A 19586-nucleotide genomic window follows, 5' to 3' on the forward strand; every position below is an offset into this window, starting at 1 on the left:
AAGTTGTCCTTATTTTTGTACACAAAAAGCGCGCACCGCAGAATTTTCTGCGGTGCGCGCTTTTTCAATTAGAGTCTAGGTTTTGTCCCAGCCTCCCTTCTCTATCTTCAGATAACTTCTGCACTTTCCATTACAGTGCGAATCACTTGCTCCACAAACACTGGCGTTTCCACAAAAGCACTTTGAATATGAAGTCGCTCCGTACGTTTATGGGCGTCTTTTCCAAATGGTCCCACATTCAATACTGGTGCCTGCAACTGCTCCATTTCTTTAAATGGAATAGAGTAGGTGACATCCCATACCGGCGTGTTCGCTTCATAGATCTCCCAGCCCGTTGAATCCCCTTCGTAATTGACATAACTCAAGTCAGATATTCCGTTGAAATAATGTACTTGATGAACAGTTAAATCAAATTGATTTTTTGCTAAAGTTTGAATCCTGGATATACACGCTTTAACCAACTCATCCTCTGAAGAATTCACTGCTGGGTAGTAAGGTGGTGTGAACAGCAGCACGATCGCTGGAGCAAGCTCTGGAAAACGCGTGAGTAATTCTTTCGTGAGTTGGAGTGCAATCTCTCGGTCATCATGACCATCTAAGGACATACACTTTTTCTTGATTGCATTGAGTACATCTTTTCCCAAACGCTCTACTGCATACTTTTCTAGTGCTTCGTAGCGCAAGACTTGAACTTTACCTAAAGGACTTCCGCCTTGTCTTTCACATACTTTTGTATACCATTCATCAATTTCATTCGTAGCAAGTTTTGCCACTTCTTCAAACTCATTGAACACATCTGCTGCGCTTTGCTTCATCGTAAATACGTTATAAAGCGCGGACGATAAGAACGGAGTCTGGGTGGAATAACTTTCCCGTAAGTCTTTTTGATGTAGCGTTACAGGAAGCGGTGTCACTTCTCCGTGGACAACTTCTTCAAACAGCGGATTCATTTCCATTCTGCGCGTCATCATGGAAGCTAACAAACTTGATGTCATTCCGCTCAGCGGTTCTCCCACGTGCGTTTCTTTTCCGTAAAATAAAGCAGAGGGCATGATTTTCCCTATGGAACCTGAATAAACTTTGTACTCCGTGTCGGTCGGATTCATAGAAAATACGGGTTCCCCATTTAAAAACAAAGCGTAGTCGAGCTTCTTCTCTTCTTTCCACTCAGCCAATAGCTTTACGGCTGCTCTCATACCTGCAGAGTTCACTTCTTCGTCAGGAACGGTGAGCAATACTAAATTGATCGGCCACTCCTCTAGTAATGCTTTTTCAACGGTCGCCATATGAATCGCAAGGCCTGCTTTCATGTCCATCGTCCCGCGGCCCCACAAATAGTCGCCTGATTCTAGGTCTTCTCTAGCTACTTCTGACAAAGATTCTTTATGCGCATGAAATGCTTCTGCAAGTTCGCTTGGAGAGTACGCATATGGTGCAAGTTCACCATATTCTTCAATGCCCACTGTATCGAAGTGACTAATTAATACAATCGTTTTTTTCGCTTTCGGATGTGTTGTAAGAGCAGCAACGAATTGACGTCCATCCCCAGCATCTCCTAAAACAAGATTCTCGGAATTTGTATGGAAGTAAGATAGTTTTTTTAGTTGTGTCGCAAGCTTTTTAGAAAATTGTTGTTCCCCAGCAGTCGTGCTGCGGCTATCCCAACCGACAAGTTCTACGAGGAGATCTTGTAGGTGGTATGGTGTCTGCCATAATGCCATGAGTTGTTCTTCCTTTCACGTTCAAGTTCTTTTTCAAGCTTACCTTCTAGAGGTGGAGAACGCTAGTCTTAAAACTGAGCGGTCGTTCTTCTACCGAAATTCTGGAGATGGTGACAGGCACCAAATGGGAGTGACTTCCAAATGGTGACAGGCACCCCCAACAAAAAAAGCCTATCCGAAGATAGACTCTTGAAAAATCAGTTCCCAAAAATCGAATTAACCCACTGTGGATTGTCGATGAATGGATTGCGGTTACCTTGACGCTCGAAAATACGTTGATTGCGTCGCTGCTCGACAGCATCTACAGGGTCTTGTGCATGCCATTGCAGCAACACAGATAACTTTCCGTGGTACGGCGCAGTTCCGTTATTCACTTGATTATTCAGCTCTAAGTCTAGCTGGTCCCCCACTTCGTAACGAGTCGCCATATAGAACAACATACGTGCAACGTCACCTTTCACACGGTTTGGCGGCTCAAATGAATCACCATCTTTTTTACAATCAAAACAATTGATAACACTCGTCCCACCGATATCAAAATCAAGATTGCCACGCGCGCCATTCACTTGAACATCTGTCGCACGAAGGTGATGAAGATCTGTTCCCGCACCTGTCGTTGTACCAAAATCACCATGGGACTTTGCCCAGACGTGCTCACGATTCCAATTTCCTAAATTGCCACCGTTTAGTGACTTCGAACGTGAGATTCCCGTATAGAACATTGTCACATTTGCCGTGTTGTTCGGGTCTTCATCCGTGTACTTTAGCGCTTCCCAAACCGCATCATAGGAAAGCTTTGTATGGTCATCGATAATATCGTTAAGACGGGATTTCAATGCAATTCCTGTTAGCCCAGAAACATTCGTGTAATAGCCACCTGGATTGTTGATTGTTCCGGATGGAGGCGGCGTGACAGTCCCACCACTTCCTTGATGGGAGCCAAGATATGTAAATGTATCCACTGGATAAGCCGTCCATTGTGCAGATGGATCAAACGAATTGGTTGCATTCGTATCACCGATTGTGACTGTAGATTTTCTAACAAGCGTTTTATCGACTGATGAAACTCCATTGACTGTCCAAGCCGTACCGGGATCAAAACCAATTTGACCGAACGAATCAATGATTGTGCCATTCTTTTTTAAGACAATCGTATCGTCTCCATTATGTTGAATGACAGTTGACGCGATATCTCCTTTAGAGACAATGCCACTTGCAGAAGACGGATTGTATACAACCACCACATCACCGGCAGCAACTGTTCCAGAAAGATTTACAGTTCCCGATACCGTTGTGGAACCATTTTGATGATAGGCTACTTGATAACCGGATAAGTTGATAGATTGTCCGGTACCATTATATAGTTCGATGGCTTTGTTGTTTCCAGACCCTTCAATGTACTCGGAAATTAATAGATCCGATGATTGTGCGGAAACGGGCTGAGACGTCGGTGCGATAGGTACAAGAAGAGCTGCGGCAGCGACTGTTAGGACGCTGCGCTTGATCCATTTTGAGAAACCATTCATTTCTTTTCTGCCTCCCCTGGCAAGTGAAATTGGCCTTGCTAAAATCGCGATTTGATTTCAGTATAACTACCTTTTGTAAAGAGTCTATAAAGCTTAAAAAAAATGCGGAAGATGGCATGGGAAAGTGAGAAATTGCTGATAATCAAGGACTACCTTGCAAAAATATGGTCATTTATTTATGTCGCTACAGGCATAGTTTTCTCGGTTATTTGGAAAATAATCCATAAAAAAAGAAGGCCTCTGCCTTCTCAAAATTTGATACAGTCTCCTATATTTAAAACACGTGCCTTTTTATAGACACCTTTGGCAACAGCCAAGTCAAAATGAGCGGCACCAACAGATTTGAAGATTGTAATGGCATTTTTATTTCTTTCGTATCCATTCGCAATCAACTCCGCTAAAGTCCCGGTCACTTGATCAAAACTCCATTTCCCGAAAGCTTCTGCTGCCAGTAATTCGCCTGCTTCTGCTCGAACCCCTTCTAAATCATCCACGAAAACCGCGTCTGCTTGTGGAATCAATTCGACTGGAATCTCGCGCATTTCGGGAAGGTAACTCCCTACCCCCATAATGTGCGTGCCTGGTTTGACCATATCTGCAGAAAAAACATCTTCTTTAGAGCGAGTAGCACAACAAACAACATCGGCTTGTTCTACGGCTCTTCTAACATCAGACTCCACAACAATTTTCGCGCTCACACCGAACTGCATCAAGCGCTCTGCAAATCGAATAGCTTTTTCTGTAGTTCGATTCACAAGAATTATATCTTCTATTGGAAGGACTTCTACAATCCCTAAGATTTGTTCAAATGCCATAGCACCTGTTCCAATCACGGTTAGAATTCTACTCTCAGGCCGTGCAAGATGTCTTGCAGATAAGGCGCTAAGTGCACCTGTTCGAAGGCGTGTCAGATAAGAACCCGAAATCATCCCGACATGTTTCCCTGTCTCTAACTCCGTCAACAGGATGGCTCCTTGTGTCGTTGCCAAAGCTTTCGACGGATTTTCAGGAAAAATTGATACTACCTTCACAGCGGCAATCTCGTCTCCATCCGAACTTGGCATATAAAGTACCGAACCATTTTTCTCCGGAACATCGATGACCGTGCGGTGTGGGTTGATGGATTCTCCTTTATGAATCGAAACTAGCATAGTTTCAACATCTCGTAAGGCATCACTCATATGATAGAATGTCTGGATAGTTTCGTCGTTGATGATACGCATGGTTCACCTCCTAATCGGTGCCTGTCACTAATTGGAAACCACTCCCAAAACGTGACAGGCACCGCTAATTGTAGAGATTTCTTTTCAAAATTATTGAATTGCCGGTTGTTGAATACGGCCTTTGACTGCCCAAATCGCAATTAATGAAATAGCCGCTGTGAACATGATATATAGCGCGACTGGCACATATGAATTTTCAAATGTCGCTAATAGAGCTGTTGCTACTAATGGCGCCGTTCCTCCAGCCACTGCTGCCCCGACTTGGTACCCGAGAGTAACACCTGTATAACGCACTTTCGCATCGAAAATTTCAGAGAACATTGTACCAAGCACTGCTGTAATCGGAGCCCAAATGATTCCAAGCCCAATTACTGTCGCAATGACCAATAAAGCTACGCTTCCTTGGTGAATCATCCAGAAATACGGGAAGGCAAATGCCATCATCGCAACAGTTCCGGCTATGTACATTTTCTTTCGGCCGACACGGTCAGATAAGCTTCCCATGATTGGAATCAAAATCGTCGTCACAACTGTTGCAATCATCACTGCTCCAAGTGTTGCAGAGCGTGAGAATCCTAAGTTTGTAGTTGCATACGACACAATGAATGTACTGAAAATATAGAATGGTGCAGTTTCCACGACTTTCGCACCGATTGTAATCAAAACTTCTCTCCAGTAAAAACGCAAGGTTTCAACGATTGGCAATTTCGGTACTTCTCCACTAGCTTGAACAGCTTTAAATTCAGGTGTCTCATCGATACCTTTACGTATCCAAAGACCAAACACGACAAGTAAAGCACTAAAAACAAACGGCACTCGCCAGCCCCAAGACATGAATGCTGCTTCAGGTAACAAACTCATGATCCAAAGAGCGAGTGTCCCCATCACCATACCAATCGTGACACCCATTTGAGGAATTGAACCAAAAAGTCCTCGGTGTTCTGGAGGTGCATATTCTGTAGCGAGTAATAGTGCTCCTCCCCATTCTCCACCAATTCCAAGCCCTTGAATCAGACGAAGAGTGATTAAGATAATGGGTGCTGCCACGCCGATAGCTTGATACGTCGGCAAAATACCCATTGCAAATGTAGCGGCTCCCATTAGACTCAACGTTAGAACTAATGTTTTCTTTCTTCCGATCCGGTCACCAATATGGCTAAAGATCACACCACCGAATGGTCGAATAAAGAATGATAGAGCGAATGAAGCGTATGCAAGTAATAGACCTACTGTAGGATCCTCACTCACAAAGAAAAGTTGATTGAATACGAGCGCCGCCATAGTGCCGTACAAGAAGTAGTCGAACCATTCAATTGAGCTACCTACTAGACTGGCAATTAATACGCGTCGGTTTGTTTTATTAATCATAGTGTTACCCCTTCCATCCCCAAAATTGAAGTGATACTTCAATAAGAGTTTAGACAAGAGATAATATTCTGTCAATATGTTTTTTATTGACAGCGCTTCCTCTTGACCAGGACAATGGGTAAAAGGGGGGATTTCATTGATCGGCTCGCGTTTAAAAGAAATTCGCAAACAACAAAAGATGACATTGAAAGAACTTGCGGAAGGAGCCAATGTGTCCATCAGCTTTCTTTCACAAGTAGAGCGCGGAAAGTCTAGCGTAACGCTAGAATCTCTCCGTAAAATTTCAGAAGTTCTCGGCGTAAACCCAAGTGTGTTTTTTGCTGGACAGGAAAATCGCCGCGATGAAGCAGCGTTTTATTATAAAGATTTGGCAGAAGGATTTCAAAATCCGGAGTTCCACCCGATCCTTGTGACGCTCCAGCCTCAAGAAAGCGATGGTCAGCCATTTACACATACTGGGCACGAATTTGTCTATGTAGTAGAGGGATCATTGACTTTAAAGGTTGGTGACGAAGAACTAGTTCTCGGGCCAAACGAGTCGCATTTTTATTCAGCTGACCGACACCATTATTGGTACAACTATACGGATCAACCGATTCGTTTTTTAGCTGTTTCTTCGAGATGATTCTATTTAGATGTGGAGAACGCCGCTCAAGAAACTCCGAGGAAATCAGACGTGCCCATGAAGGCGTACTTCAGCCTTTGTGGGTGCGGCTGATTCCGGAGCGTGTTTCTGGCGTTCGGAACTCGATTACATTCGAAGTCAAAACCACAATAAAACGTTGAGTTCCGCTACGGGGCTGCTTTCCGAGGGCGCTGCGTGAGCTTCCTCGTCGCAGGCTCCTGCGGGATCTCACGGCAGACTGGAATCCCACTGGAGTCAACCCCTCCACTGCACTCAACTTTAGTTTTGACAAGTGCGATGATGCGTCTTCAAAATCTGGTTATCTAGCAGCAAATTACAAAAGTACATCAGCAATATCTAAAAGTGGCACACAAAAAATAGAAAGTTGCTCATAAAAAACAAATGCTAGCAGCAAATCACAAAAGTGCATCAGCAATATCTAAAAGTTGCTCATAAAAAGTAGAAAGTTGCTCATAAAAAACAAATGCCAGCAGCAAACTACAAAAGTACATCAGCACTATCTAAAAGTTGCTCATAAAAAGTAGAAAGTTGCACACAAAAAGTAGAAAGTTGCTCATAAAAAACAATTGCCAGCAGCAAATCAAAAAAATTGCAAATGGTCAGGAACTCACTACCTCCACTTGTCGATTGAATCAGCTCTATTATCCAAAAATAATTTGGTGGCTGGCACCGACTCGCATTAGTACAATGCCTAAAATAACTATTTTACAGCGCATGTGGTTACCAATATGTTCTGGGAGCTATTGGTAAATGGTGACAGGCACCTAAAAAGGCACCTAAAAAAGACTGAGAAATCTCAGTCTTAGTAAACCTCTACAGCCTCTTCATAGGCAGATTTTGCTTTCTCGAGACCTTGTTCAATTTGCCCTCGTTGGAGTTGCAGATTGCCAAGAACCCGCGCAAGCTTTGATTTTGTATTTTCAACTTTGCTCAATGAATCATCGATACGGTTGTGTATCGACCATTCCGAGAAAATATCGTCGAAAAAATAATCTGCAAACGTCACAAATGAACCACGCTCTACAATCAACTCATCGATTGCACCGTTCTGTACGTCTGATAATTCTGCTTCAAATCGCTCTAAATTTAATTGCGCTTCGTGCAGAGCACTCTCAGATTTATCAAGATCATCATGCTTCATCATAGTTACAATAAGACCTCCACCAAGGAAGGTATCCCATGTTGACATACCGTGGGCTTCTTTGAGTTTTTTTAGAGCTTTTTCGAGAGAACGATCGGCTGCGCGACCAGCGTACAAAGCTTCATCAATCTCTTTTAAAAGAGATTGGAACTCGGAAACACGTTGCAGTTTTTCGTCAAATTGTTTAGAAGCTTCTCGATCTGCTTGCTTGACCCAAGCTTCCTTCTGTTGCAAGAAGTCCTGCCAATTTGTTTCTGCATCACGCAGCTCCCTCAATTTAGATTGCAATTCTTTACTATCTTTCCGCAAATCATGGACCATCGCTTCATGTTCGTTCAATTTCAATTCTGCTAATGCAGCCTCTTCAAATTCTTTTTCTCGCAATTCCTCATGAGTACCTCGCCACTTGCGCACGACATTCACGAGAGAAAATCGATCCTTTCGGTGCAAGTCTAGCTGTTCTTTTGACAATGTCTGTTCCAGGTCAGCTTGGCGCTTTTCATGCTCTGCGAGTTTTTTCTCCAAAACATGTAGTGTTCGTTCCAAACGTGACTTTTCATCTAGTTGTGCACGTAACTCTAATTGACGTGCCGCCAGTTTTTGTTCCATTGGTTCATCTCCCTGCTTCACTTTCTATTTTATACGGAAGAAGTTATAAAAAGTTCCAATAGAAAAAACCGAGAGACGCTTTGTCTCTCGGCTCATTTTACTTTCCACAACACTTTTTATATTTCTTTCCGCTTCCGCATGGGCATGGTTCATTTCGCCCTACTACTTTCACAGTAGATGGTGCAGCTTCTACTGGCGTAGTAGAGATGTCGTTTGGCGCATGTCCTTTTAACAGCCAACGAGGAATACTATTCACAAGTTTTGTTACATAACTCGTAAATTCTGCAGCCTGCGCTTTGGAAGAGAACTCAAAGTTTTGCACGATTCCTTGCATCACTTCATGGAAACTTAGTTCATTACGAATATCTGGAATCATTTGAGCAATTAACTCTTCACTCGTCTCACGATCCACTCGGAATGTCTTATTCAAATACTTCTCAAATTTTTCAAACTCACGGTTTTTTGGAAGCTCTCCCAATCTGCCAAGCTCGATCATTTCTTCGCGCTTAACAGGAACTGGTTCGATTTCAGTACGACGCTCAATCGCTTGTAGCATATCTTCTGGATGATCGAGTAAGAGGTCCGCTACCCACTCTTTTGTCATTTCGAAATAATATTCATAATCATTGTATTCTTGTAAAAGAAGCACGATCTCATCAAACTCTAAACGCTTAGTGGTCAATCGCAAGCTTTCGAGTTTTGTAAATAGATCTGTCCAACGCAACACACCAAAGGTTTCAATTAAACCACGCGTCGCAAAAATTACATCTTCGTTCTCAATCACAACCTGTTTGAACAGCTGGTCACGCTCAGTATCAAGTAGAAGCGGCTTAAACTCTTCTGGCATCACTACCACAAACTTTTTATTGATGGATCCAGGAATCAATAGTCCTGTCTTTTTAAACCAATTCAAACTAAACGCATCTGTTGGTATGAACTCTTGTGGTCCTTGTAGTGCTGCTTGTTTTAAAAAGTCAAAACGCTCTTTATCTAAATAGGCCAGTGCCTTCTCGAAAATCAAAGTATGATTTTCAACCAATACTTCAATTAACTGAGGCTTTGCTAGTTTACTAACACCTTTTAATTTTATAAAGCGACGAATGGTGTCTAATTCTACTTTCGTTAAGCGAGCCAGTGCATCTGCAAATGATACCTTAGATGAAATTGGTGCCCACTGTTTTTCTTTTAAATATGCTTTGTGTTTCTCATGAAAATTATGCTTTGTCATTTCAATCATCCTATTCTTTACTGATTCCGCTGTTTCTCCACCCTTTAGTATACTTGATTTTGAGAGGTCTGACATTTCGATTATATGACAATAAAAAAGGAGCCCATTAGACTCCTTGTAATAAACTTATTTATAAAACTCTTTGATAGCCTCACAAACTTTAGCGATTTCTTCTTCTGTGAGATATGGATGCATAGGCAATGATAAAACAGTATCACTCAATTTATTTGTAACTTCAAAGTCTGATTCATCAAACTTCAGATGAGAGAATGCAGTTTGCTTATGCATTGGTTTGATATAATACACCATAGTCGGGATACCTAAATCTTTTAAATGACTTTGTAGATTATTTCTTTCTTCAAGAGAATCTGTTTTGATAGTATATTGAGCAAAGCTAGAATAATAGCCTTCTGGAATAACTGGAGTAGGTACCACGTCTTTTAAATGATTTGTGTAAGACGTGTAGACACGGTTCACTTCGTCCAACTCATAATTTTTAAATGCTTTCAATTTCACTTGTAAAATAGCTGCTTGAATCGTGTCTAAACGCGAATTTACTCCGATACGAACGTTATCATATTTATCGGTTCCTTTTCCATGAACTTTTAAAGATTCAAGTAAGGCAGCTAGTTCATCGTTATTCGTAAAAATAGCTCCCCCATCACCGTAACACCCTAGTGGTTTAGCTGGGAAGAAAGATGTTGTTGCTGCATCACCAAAACTTCCCGCACGCTTCCCATTAATTGCACCTCCAAAGCCTTGCGCACTATCTTCAAGAATTAGGAGGTTGAATTCAGATGCAATCTCTTGGATCTGCGGGTAGTCTGCTGGTAAACCAAATAAATCCACAGGCATGATAACCTTAGGTGTTAATAACCCTTCTGCCACTACTTTTTCTATTGCCACTTTTAATTTTGTTGGATCCATATTAAACGTAGATGGGTCAACATCCACGAAAATTGGTGTTGCGCCATTAAAGGACACTACTTCTCCACTAGCGAAGAAAGTAAAATCTGGTACGAATACAGCATCGCCTTCTTTTACATCCCAAGCCATCAAAACTAGCGATAATGCTTCAGTACCATTAGCGCATGAAATACAATGCTTAACGCCAACAAATTCAGACAACTGCTCTTCTAGCTTTTTGACTTGAGGTCCTCCGATATAATAGGCAGACTCCATCGCTTCTAATACAGCTATATCAATTTCTTCTTTTAATGTTGCATATTGAGTCTTTAAATCTCTAAATTCCATTTTGTATTCTCCCTTACATAACTAATAGTATTTGCAAATTTCGATTTTCTTAGAGGAAAGTTGCTACTTACAACCTTAGTTTACAACTTCCTGATTTCGTGAATCAAGTTACTTGTTAACTAAACTTGACCAAACTGCGCATAATTTAAACAAATTTGATCTTACATATACACTTTAACACTTTTCTCTACTAGAGTGACAAAGTTAGACAAAAGCCCTATATTATTTTTATAGTTGGTTGTCCGAATTTGCCCTCGTCAAACACACTTGTTACCCACGTATCGGAAATTGATTTTCCTAAAGGGGAAAGGAGCGGCTTATGAATTCACATGAGTTGAAGGAATGGATGGACACGCCCAACATTGTTAACCGCACGATTACTGGATTTTGGAATTATTTGTACTCGTATCAAAATGATGATCCTATCAATTTTGCATTGAAGTATCCTTGTATTGAAATTGCAGAACTAGAGCCGTTGCTCAGTACAGTCTCCTACACTTTGAACTTTCAATATGGAGATACACTTGAAATGGTCACTTGCAGCTTGAGCATCCATCAAAATGAAATAAAAATTGGTGTCTACGAATCGTTATACAATAGTTCTGGTGAAGATTTAGATGATTTTTTGACTCTCTCACCATCTAAAAAAGTGTCTGCTTAAAAAAATCGTCGCATGTTCTGAGGGTATAAGTTTCAGTGCATGCGACTTCTTATTTATGATAGTTTACGCGATTTCTCGATTAGATTAGGTTCATTACATGACGCGAATTCCATCAGGGATACTGACATTTTTTTCTATCACAAGTTAAATTAATTTAATTTACAACCACTCTAGTATATTTTACTATTGTTCTATAATAACATTTATTAATAGACAACGCTGATTAACATAAAAAATCAGCATTCTCTCAGCTTTAATGAACCGCATAAGTGACAATCCTCATAGCATTTGCATATAGAGCTGCTTGTGTACGATCGGGTAAATCGAGTTTAGATAATATCTGATTAACATGCTTTTTAACCGTATACTCTGAAATATACAAGTTTTCTGCGATTACTTTATTGTTATTTCCTTTTCCAAATTCAATCAATACTTCTAATTCCTTAGCGGTTAGTTGATTCACAAAATGAGTATCATTAACCCCATGATTATTTAGCTCTATAACATCGGGATCATAATATTTTCTTCCCCGTTTAATAATTTGGAGTGCATGTAAGAACTCTTCAGGTAGAACATTTTTTAATATGTAGCCATCGACTTCTAATCTCTGCGCTTCTGAAAATTCTTGGTACTTTAAAGAGGCTGTAAATACGATGAATTTGCATTCGGTGTTTATTTTTCTCGCCTGTCTAATAAATTCAAATCCACTTTTTTCTCCTAACGTTACATCTACAATAACGATATCAATCATTTCCTTCACAATTAATTCTGATCCCATAGAAAAATTAGTAGCTTCAACTATCCACTCACAACTCGGTTGTTCTTCTAACAAAGATACAACACCTCGCTGTATGAATGGATGATCATTCATAATCAACACTCGCATTCGTCTACCACCTCGACATAGTTTAGGTAAATAGAGATGCTCACCTCTAGATGAAAAAAACCACTGATTCCATTACTGGTTCACTAGATTGGCTGCACCACTTTCTCCACATTTTTCAGGTGCCCAAATAAGAGAGATGATTCATCACTTCCACTATTTATAGTACCTTTATTCTAAGGTAATTATTGGTGATTAACAACCATTTTATTCCTCCAAAACATTACATTTGTATGATATAAATAAACAAGATTAGTTATTTTCCCACAAAAAAAGAAGCACCACCAGGTACTTCAATGATTTTAGTCTTCTAACAAGTAAGGTTTTGCTTTTCGAATTTTATATGTATTTAACTCTCTAAAGAGCTTTTGAAATTGTTGCTTGTCCTCGCTAAAGAGGATTCCATATTGAAAATAATCAGGATATACGACCTTACGGATAACTGATCCGGGAACCGAAAAGGGATTTGAATTAATTTTAAAGTCAAGAAAAACCTTGGATTTCGATGAAATGTCAAAATCTGTCTCAACCAATGCACCTTGCGAACTTATATCAAGTATCTTCACTGTGACTCCCCCTTCGCCAAGAAGAGTCATTGTACCCCATACAGTTTCCTTAAATACAACTCTAAACAGCTCACGTCTTTCTTCTTTCCTTTGCACAATTATCCTCTCCTATCAACAAGAATACCTTTCAATTCACCAATCATGTTTAACACATCTAATTGATGGGTCTCGTCTGACAGGATTTTTTGATAGAGTTCAGCTAATTTTAGATCTACAATGCGCACTGTTTGCTGCATCACTCCTGTTCGTGTACTAGTCTTTTCTGACACTTGATATGTTTGTCGAGATAATTCATCAAGTAGTTCACGGACAGCTTTCTTATAGCGATAAAATGTCTCCATCGTTTTCCGCTCAGTTAGTTGGCTACCACAATTGTCCATCTCTGCAAACAAACTGTCAAGGATGTTTTCATTTGTTTTCGTTTGTTTTGTTGTCAGAATACGGCTAAAAGTGCTAATAGAAGGGGACGGTTGATTTTTTTTTTCAATTAATGTTGTAGGATTAGAAGGGAGCGAAGTAATCTTCATTCATTTCTTTCCTCTCTTGATAAAAATGTAAGTAATTGAACTTCATGCACTGGTTTCGCTAACTTTTCTGCAATGGCGTTCTCAGAGACTCCCTGTTGACGTAACGCGGAAATTTGCTTTAGCTGATTATCTACCGACTTCTCCTTAGGAATGATTGTCCCACTACTAGTTTGACCATTAGTTCTAGAGATACGCTCATCCACAATATCAAGGAGCTCTTGATTTTTGATGTCCAGTTCCTCTATATACTTTACTATTTGTTCTTCGAGAGCTTGCTTGTCTTTTTTTATAACACGGACTTGTTGCATGACATAGAGTTGGAAAACAATTAAACAAATAAGCAGAACATAAATAAGTAGGTTCAATTTATCAGTACTCCTCTATAAACTGTCTATAAGTGCACGGCGGATTTTTGACATTGCTTTAGAATGTAGTTGGGAGATGCGTGAGACGCTAACCTCTAGAATCTCTGCTATTTCAGTGAATTTTAATTCATCTTGATAAGCGAGTGAAACTACAAGCTTTTCTCTCTCAGGTAACAGATGTATTGCTTCTTCAATTTGAGAGAGTAACACTGCTCGTTCTACTTGAAATTCTGGATTTATAGGTGATTGTAATAAACCCTCACTATCTATAGTCGCCTCGTGAAAGGATTCTTGATGAATGCTGCTCACTACTGCTAATGATGAATGGCGTACAATTCGCTTGACTTCTGCTACGTGCATATCTAAATGCTCTGCAACTTCTTCATCAGTAGCTTCCCTTTGAAGTTGTTGTTGTAATAAAAGGACTGCTTGATCAATCTTTTTTACTTGTTCACGAATTCCCCTGGGCAACCAATCTAATTTCCTTAATCCGTCTAATATAGACCCTTTAATTCGCCAAATTGCATACGTTTCAAATTTTGTAGCATGTGTCGTCTCAAATTTACTAAAAGCATCTAGAAGGCCTTCGAATGCAAGACTCTTTATTTCATCCTTATCTGCTGTTTTTGGTAACTGTAAAATCATGCGGTGTGTTACATAGTCTACTAAAGGTAAATAGCGTTCTACAAGTTCATTTCCTACGTCTGGATCTTGAGTCGTTTGCCAATCAATCAGTAGTTGAGTTTCCTGTTGTATCGCCATCATCACACCTCCTTAACGAAAAGTCATCCATCGACTAATAAAGCCCACTACCCCTTTTTTGTCTCTCGGTTCAAACCCTCTCAATTTAAAAGCTAATCGCTCTATTGAGCGTGCTGCACTACCTTTTGGAGCGTATAAAAAATAAGGTATTTGTTTTTTTACAGCTACTGAAATATCGGCATCCTTCATGATAAACCCTGCAATTTCTACCTCACTATTTAGAAATTCCGCACAAACTTGTTCAAATTGCTTAGCTGACTGAGTTCCTTCTACTAATGAACTGCACTGATTGACTATCAATTGAAATGAGAAATCAGGGGATGTTGCGGACATTAATTTTACTAATGAGTAAGCGTCAGTCATAGCTGGTGGTTCAGGTGTTGTGACAACAAATGTCTGGTCTACCGCTAGTAAAATTGTCCGTTGCATATCAGTAAGACCTGCACCCGTGTCAAATAAGATGACGTCATACGATACATCCATGCGTGCTACTTCTGTTAAAAATCTGTTCACTTCTTCCTTGTGCCACTCTGTAATCGTAGATAACCCGCTTCCGCCTGCAAGTATATGAATACCATAAGGGCCTTCTAAAAAGGCTTCTTTTAATGACACGACTCCTTCTTTTACATCATTCATTGAATACTTTGCATTTGCTCCAAGTAATGTTTCAAGATTGCCAAATCCTATATCTAAATCGAATATAGCCACCCTGCTTCCAGCTTTAGCCAACGCGACTCCTAAGTTGAGTGTTAGTGTAGATTTACCTACTCCTCCCTTACCACTTGCAACAGCGATTAAAGTAGGTTTAGGAGAATACGAATCCGGTTCTTTCATAAGTTTACGAAGTTGAGAGGCTTGATCCATCTACTAATGCCTCCCCTAAAAGAATGTGTCTCATTACTTCAGGACCAAAAAACACCATATCTTGAGGAACATGTTGGCCTGTAGTGACTGCAGAAATTGGACACGGCGCATCATAATAGAGGTTTAGAACATGACCTGGTTGTGATGTTTCGTCTAATTTTGTTAGGACTACACCACTAATTCCAATAGGTTTAAATTTAGCAAGGAGCATCTGACAATCTGCATAGCTCGCTGTGAGCGACAACACAAGTTGTATATCACACTGATTTTGCCCGCTCACTTGCTTGATTTCTTCGATATAAGCTTCTTGTTGATAATTTCGTCCTGCAGTATCAATCAAGATGCGGTCACAGTCTTTTAATTTTTCAAGTGCTATGTGAATCTCTTTCGGATTTGTCACGATTTCAAAGGGAGCTTTTAGAATGGTTGCATAGGTACGTAATTGTTCAATTGCACCAATTCTAAATGTATCGGTTGTTATCAGTCCTACTTTTCGCTTATTATGAACAATTTCCTGAGTAGCCCACTTAGCAATCGTTGTTGTTTTCCCAACACCAGTCGGACCTGCAAAACATAAAATTTTAGTAGTAGGTGGAGTTGTAAAGTCAAGAGCTTCTACTGCCTTTGATACACTAGCAATTAATGCACTAGCTGTAACTCGTTTCTCCCCATGTTGGAGTTGTACCTCGGATAAAAAGCTGTGCCTTGCTTCTGCATGTACCCCTCGTTGTTTTAAATCCGAATCTAATTCTCCTAATAACTTAGGTAATTTAGGAGCCTTTGCATTCTCGTAAAGCATTTGTTTAAGTTCACGCATCTCCATCAAAACTTTATCATAGCGCAAATCACGGACTGGTTGTTCTACAACAGTTTCGGTTACTTGATATTGCTCGTTCTCTGCTACCTGGGTTGCTTGCTGTACTGATGGTTCTAGCGCTGCTACTACCTCGTGTTGTGGCCTTTTAAACCAGCTTAACCACTGTGTTGATCGAACTTTTCGAGTTTGAACAATTACTGCTTCAGATCCCAATTCATTTCTAACTTGCTCTAGTGCTTCATCTAAGGTTGGCGCAGTATACGTCTTTAGTTTCACTTAAACATTCACTCCATTCCACTGAACAACCCCTATACTTTGAACTTCAAGTTGAGGTTCAAGTTCGTTGTATGATATGACAGGTATGTCTGCTGAAAATCGTTCTAAGAATTGACGCATATATGGGCGAATTCCAGGCGTTGTAAGAAGCACCGGTTGAATGCCTTGTCCTTGAACTACACGCACTTGATCTAAAAGTGCTTCATAAATTTGTTGCGTTGACTCAGCGTCTAAAGATAGAAAACTTCCGTGCTCTGATCGTTGAATTGAATTGGCGAACTTCTTTTCAACAGAAGCACCTACAGTCAAAACCTTTAAAGCTTCCCCTTGAGGAGAGAATTGTTGTGTGATCTGCCGTGACAACGATTGTCGCACATACTCCGTTAGAATTTCGGGATCTTTCGTCGAAGGAGCAAAATCAGAAAGAGTCTCAAGAATTGTCACTAAATTCCGAATCGAAATTTTTTCTTTTAAAAGCTTTGCTAATACTTTTTGCACCTCTCCAAGAGTTAGTTGTTGAGGGATTAATTCTTCTACCACTGCAGGTGAAGATTCACGCATATGATCAACAAGTGCTTTCACTTCTTCACGGCCAATTAACTCATGTGCATGGCGCTTGATCACTTCAGTCAAATGAGTCGAGACCACGGATGGTGGATCAATAATGACATACCCATAAAGTTCAGCTTCTTCTCTTGTTAATTCATCTATCCATAATGCCGGCATACCAAAAGCAGGTTCCACTGTTTCAATTCCTGTGATTAATACATCATCATCCGACTTCAAAGCCAAGTAATGATCTAGCATCAATTGACCTCGTGCTACTTCGTTACCTTTGATTTTTATAGCATAATCATTCGGTCCAAGCTGCACATTATCACGGATTCGTATGACAGGAACTACCACTCCTAGCTCCAGTGCACATTGTCTTCGAATCATAATGACACGATCAAGCAAGTCTCCTCCTTGCTTTTTGTCTGCAAGAGGAATAAGCCCGTACCCAAACTCGAACTCTATTGCATCGACATGAAGTAAATCCAGCACACTCTCGGGGCTTTTCATAGATTCAACTTCTTGTTGCTCTTGTGATTCGGGAACTAGTTGTGCCTCTTCTTTATCAAGGTTGCGTTGTAACACGAAGCCAAGTACTGCTAGACCAAAAGCCACAGGTAAGATGAGCCACTTGCTGATTGGTGTAAATACGCCAATCATAAATAGGGTTCCAGCAACCACGTACATCATTTTAGGATAAGCAAACAATTGCTTTGTAATGTCGGATCCTAAATTTCCATCTGAAGCAGCACGTGTCACAATAATACCCATTGCAGTAGAAATCAATAATGCTGGAATTTGCGAGACTAAACCATCTCCGATGGACAACAAGGTAAATGTAGTGGCAGAATCTGAAACACTCATACCGTGTACGAGCATCCCGATAATGAATCCACCAATAATATTGATCAATGTAATGACAATTCCGGCGATTGCATCCCCTTTGACGAACTTACTCGCCCCATCCATCGCCCCGTAAAAATCTGCTTCTCGACTAATTTTTTCGCGGCGCGTTCGTGCTTCATGCTCGCTGATCATCCCGGCGCCTAAGTCAGCATCGATACTCATCTGCTTACCAGGCATAGAATCTAAAGTAAATCGTGCAGCCACTTCAGCAACACGCTCTGACCCTTTTGTGATGACTAAAAACTGAATGATGACTAAAATCAAGAACACTAAAATACCAATAACAGCGCTTCCACCCACGACAAAATTCCCGAACGTTTCAATGACTTGACCACCAGTCCGTTCCGATAATATCGAACGTGTCGTCGAGACATTGAGTGCTAGACGAAAAAGTGTGGTGAGCAGGAGAAGTGTTGGAAAGATTGAGAACTGCAAAGGCTCTTTCGTATTCATCGCGACAAGCAAAATAGTAATGGCTAAACTCAAGTTAACCATGATTAACAAATCCAGAAGTAGTGGCGGGAGTGGAATGACCATCATGACAACAATCATGATAACGGATACTAAAATAGCAAAGTCACGTATTTTCATTTGGTCAATTCCCTCCTTTTAATCGTCCGTTGATGCGGTATACGTACGCTAAGATTTCTGCAACCGCTCCAAATAACTCTTCTGGAACCGGGTCACCGATATCTGTCTGATCATACAGTGCACGCGCAAGCGGTTTGTTCTCAACAATGGTGACACGAAACTCTTTAGCCTTCTCACGAAGTTTTAACGCTTGAAAATCCATTCCCATAGCAATAACAGTTGGGGCTTCCATCGTCTTATCATCATAAGCAAGCGCTACAGCGAAATGAGTCGGGTTTGTAATCAAGACGTCTGCTCGTGGAAGGTCTTGAATCATACGGTTCAAACTCATTTGTCGCTGTTTTTCTTTAACCTTTGATTTAATCAACGGATCCCCTTCTGTCTTTTTAAACTCATCTTTTAAATCTTGTTTTGACATACGAATCTGCTTTTCAAATTCATATTTCTGATACATATAGTCAGCAACTGCAAGAACGACTAATATGATAGCCACCGTCACGAACAACTGAAAAGTCAGTTGCCCAATTGCCGCTGTCGATTGCCGAATCGGAAGATGAGACAGTCCCATCAATGTATCCCGATTGGTCCATAAGATAATCCCTGCTGCTGTGGCGATAACGACTACCTTCAAAATCGACTTCACTAGCTCGACCAGAGCACGTAATGAAAAAATACGTTTGGCACCACTAATTGGATTGATACGACTTAGTTTTGCAAACACAGCCTCTGGAGCAAATAGAAATCCAATTTGAACAAATGTGCCGCCAATGCCAAAAATAATGGCAATAACAAATAGTGGTGTTGCTAAGATGACCATTTCAATTAGCAGTTGATTCACAAGCTCAGGTAAGTTTTGAATAGTTATTGTCGTGAGCAATAGGTCTTGATAAACAAACTGAAATAACGCTAAAATCCTCTCTAAGTACCAGCCACCCAGTAAGTAAAGTGCGAGGGCACTCCCAAACAAGATAAAGGCTGAAGGAACTTCTTGTGACTTTGCAACTTCCCCTTTCTTTCGGGATTCAAGTCGCTTTTGTGGTGTCGCTTTTTCTGTCTTTTCACCTGCAAAATATTGAAGGTCTAAGCGTAGATGTGTCATT

16 protein-coding genes and 3 pseudogenes are annotated in these 19586 nt (G+C 40.6%); 2 read left to right on the forward strand and 17 right to left on the reverse strand.

All coding sequences use genetic code 11. From position 1 onward, the window contains the following. Nucleotides 1–107 precede the first annotated feature (107 nt). The 5 genes and pseudogenes from JOD03_RS04185 to JOD03_RS04200 all read right to left on the reverse strand — a co-directional run bounded on the left by JOD03_RS04185 (nucleotide 108) and on the right by JOD03_RS04200 (nucleotide 5838). Nucleotides 108–1721, reverse strand: coding sequence for a M20/M25/M40 family metallo-hydrolase (locus JOD03_RS04185; RefSeq protein ID WP_204589585.1), 1614 nt, complete (start codon nucleotides 1719–1721; stop codon nucleotides 108–110). 197 nt (nucleotides 1722–1918) lie between these two features. After that, nucleotides 1919–2677, reverse strand: a pseudogene (locus JOD03_RS13745) (endonuclease I family protein); the annotation flags it as partial. Between the two features lie 159 nt (nucleotides 2678–2836). Next, nucleotides 2837–3247 (reverse strand): annotated as a pseudogene (locus JOD03_RS13750) (lamin tail domain-containing protein); the annotation flags it as partial. Between the two features lie 248 nt (nucleotides 3248–3495). Continuing rightward, nucleotides 3496–4470, reverse strand: coding sequence for an ornithine cyclodeaminase family protein (locus tag JOD03_RS04195; RefSeq protein ID WP_204589587.1), 975 nt, complete (start codon nucleotides 4468–4470; stop codon nucleotides 3496–3498). 90 nt (nucleotides 4471–4560) lie between these two features. Continuing rightward, nucleotides 4561–5838, reverse strand: coding sequence for an MFS transporter (locus JOD03_RS04200; protein WP_204589588.1), 1278 nt, complete (start codon nucleotides 5836–5838; stop codon nucleotides 4561–4563). A gap of 136 nt (nucleotides 5839–5974) precedes the next feature. On the opposite strand from JOD03_RS04200, the gene JOD03_RS04205 reads away from it, so the two are divergent. Then, the gene (locus tag JOD03_RS04205) at nucleotides 5975–6463 is read left to right on the forward strand and encodes a helix-turn-helix domain-containing protein (protein WP_275580366.1); all 489 of its coding nucleotides are present in this window, start codon (nucleotides 5975–5977) and stop codon (nucleotides 6461–6463) included. An 823-nt stretch (nucleotides 6464–7286) separates the two neighbouring features. Here the strand turns inward: JOD03_RS04205 and JOD03_RS04210 are convergent. From JOD03_RS04210 to JOD03_RS04220, 3 genes and pseudogenes are all read right to left on the reverse strand, one after another. After that, complete coding sequence (locus tag JOD03_RS04210; RefSeq protein ID WP_204589589.1) at nucleotides 7287–8234, reverse strand: coiled-coil domain-containing protein; 948 nt, start codon at nucleotides 8232–8234, stop codon at nucleotides 7287–7289. A gap of 97 nt (nucleotides 8235–8331) precedes the next feature. Then, nucleotides 8332–9462: an SEC-C metal-binding domain-containing protein gene (locus tag JOD03_RS04215; protein WP_204589590.1), complete on the reverse strand. Its 1131-nt coding sequence runs from the start codon at nucleotides 9460–9462 to the stop codon at nucleotides 8332–8334. A gap of 126 nt (nucleotides 9463–9588) precedes the next feature. Beyond that, nucleotides 9589–10725: pseudogene (locus tag JOD03_RS04220) on the reverse strand (DegT/DnrJ/EryC1/StrS family aminotransferase); the annotation flags it as partial. Between the two features lie 310 nt (nucleotides 10726–11035). Here JOD03_RS04220 and JOD03_RS04225 point away from each other — a divergent pair. Beyond that, a complete protein-coding gene (locus JOD03_RS04225; protein ID WP_204589592.1) occupies nucleotides 11036–11377 on the forward strand; it encodes a hypothetical protein in 342 nt (113 codons plus the stop codon). 253 nt (nucleotides 11378–11630) lie between these two features. Here the strand turns inward: JOD03_RS04225 and JOD03_RS04230 are convergent, their stop codons facing one another. From JOD03_RS04230 to flhB, 9 genes are all read right to left on the reverse strand, one after another. Further along, entirely contained in the window at nucleotides 11631–12263 is a 633-nt protein-coding gene (locus JOD03_RS04230) for a response regulator (RefSeq protein ID WP_204589593.1), read from the reverse strand. Between the two features lie 299 nt (nucleotides 12264–12562). After that, the gene (locus tag JOD03_RS04235; protein WP_204589594.1) at nucleotides 12563–12922 is read right to left on the reverse strand and encodes a PilZ domain-containing protein; all 360 of its coding nucleotides are present in this window, start codon (nucleotides 12920–12922) and stop codon (nucleotides 12563–12565) included. A gap of 2 nt (nucleotides 12923–12924) precedes the next feature. After that, entirely contained in the window at nucleotides 12925–13353 is a 429-nt protein-coding gene (locus JOD03_RS04240) for a YaaR family protein (protein WP_204589595.1), read from the reverse strand. After that, nucleotides 13350–13718 carry a hypothetical protein gene (locus tag JOD03_RS04245; RefSeq protein ID WP_204589596.1) on the reverse strand — a complete coding sequence of 123 codons (369 nt, stop codon included), beginning with the start codon at nucleotides 13716–13718 and terminating at the stop codon, nucleotides 13350–13352. Before JOD03_RS04245 ends, JOD03_RS04240 begins: the two co-directional genes overlap by 4 nt. A gap of 15 nt (nucleotides 13719–13733) precedes the next feature. Beyond that, on the reverse strand, nucleotides 13734–14480 hold the full coding sequence (locus JOD03_RS04250) for a FliA/WhiG family RNA polymerase sigma factor (protein ID WP_239584830.1): 747 nt from the start codon (nucleotides 14478–14480) through the stop codon (nucleotides 13734–13736). Between the two features lie 12 nt (nucleotides 14481–14492). Next, nucleotides 14493–15344, reverse strand: coding sequence for a MinD/ParA family protein (locus JOD03_RS04255; RefSeq protein ID WP_204589598.1), 852 nt, complete (start codon nucleotides 15342–15344; stop codon nucleotides 14493–14495). Further along, nucleotides 15319–16437, reverse strand: a complete 1119-nt coding sequence (gene flhF / locus JOD03_RS04260; protein ID WP_204589599.1) for a flagellar biosynthesis GTPase FlhF — start codon at nucleotides 16435–16437, stop codon at nucleotides 15319–15321. The genes JOD03_RS04255 and flhF overlap by 26 nt, the downstream gene beginning before the upstream one ends. Continuing rightward, entirely contained in the window at nucleotides 16438–18486 is a 2049-nt protein-coding gene (flhA, locus tag JOD03_RS04265) for a flagellar biosynthesis protein FlhA (protein WP_204589600.1), read from the reverse strand. Nucleotides 18487–18490: 4 nt separating this feature from the next. Further along, nucleotides 18491–19585: a flagellar biosynthesis protein FlhB gene (gene flhB / locus JOD03_RS04270; RefSeq protein ID WP_204589601.1), complete on the reverse strand. Its 1095-nt coding sequence runs from the start codon at nucleotides 19583–19585 to the stop codon at nucleotides 18491–18493. Nucleotide 19586: the final 1 nt, after the last annotated feature.

It is taken from the genome of Chryseomicrobium aureum, from assembly GCF_016909155.1.
In the GTDB taxonomy this organism is placed as follows: domain Bacteria; phylum Bacillota; class Bacilli; order Bacillales_A; family Planococcaceae; genus Chryseomicrobium; species Chryseomicrobium aureum.

Coding starts and splice junctions, on each gene's coding strand:
- JOD03_RS04185 (WP_204589585.1), bottom strand. CDS start 1,721: ATGGCATTATGGCAGACACCATACCACCTACAAGATCTCCTCGTAGAA.
- JOD03_RS04215 (WP_204589590.1), bottom strand. CDS start 9,462: ATGACAAAGCATAATTTTCATGAGAAACACAAAGCATATTTAAAAGAA.
- JOD03_RS04225 (WP_204589592.1), top strand. CDS start 11,036: ATGAATTCACATGAGTTGAAGGAATGGATGGACACGCCCAACATTGTT.
- JOD03_RS04240 (WP_204589595.1), bottom strand. CDS start 13,353: ATGAAGATTACTTCGCTCCCTTCTAATCCTACAACATTAATTGAAAAA.
- JOD03_RS04255 (WP_204589598.1), bottom strand. CDS start 15,344: ATGGATCAAGCCTCTCAACTTCGTAAACTTATGAAAGAACCGGATTCG.
- JOD03_RS04195 (WP_204589587.1), bottom strand. CDS start 4,470: ATGCGTATCATCAACGACGAAACTATCCAGACATTCTATCATATGAGT.
- JOD03_RS04200 (WP_204589588.1), bottom strand. CDS start 5,838: ATGATTAATAAAACAAACCGACGCGTATTAATTGCCAGTCTAGTAGGT.
- JOD03_RS04210 (WP_204589589.1), bottom strand. CDS start 8,234: ATGGAACAAAAACTGGCGGCACGTCAATTAGAGTTACGTGCACAACTA.
- JOD03_RS04230 (WP_204589593.1), bottom strand. CDS start 12,263: ATGCGAGTGTTGATTATGAATGATCATCCATTCATACAGCGAGGTGTT.
- flhA (WP_204589600.1), bottom strand. CDS start 18,486: ATGAAAATACGTGACTTTGCTATTTTAGTATCCGTTATCATGATTGTT.
- flhB (WP_204589601.1), bottom strand. CDS start 19,585: ATGACACATCTACGCTTAGACCTTCAATATTTTGCAGGTGAAAAGACA.
- JOD03_RS04250 (WP_239584830.1), bottom strand. CDS start 14,480: ATGGCGATACAACAGGAAACTCAACTACTGATTGATTGGCAAACGACT.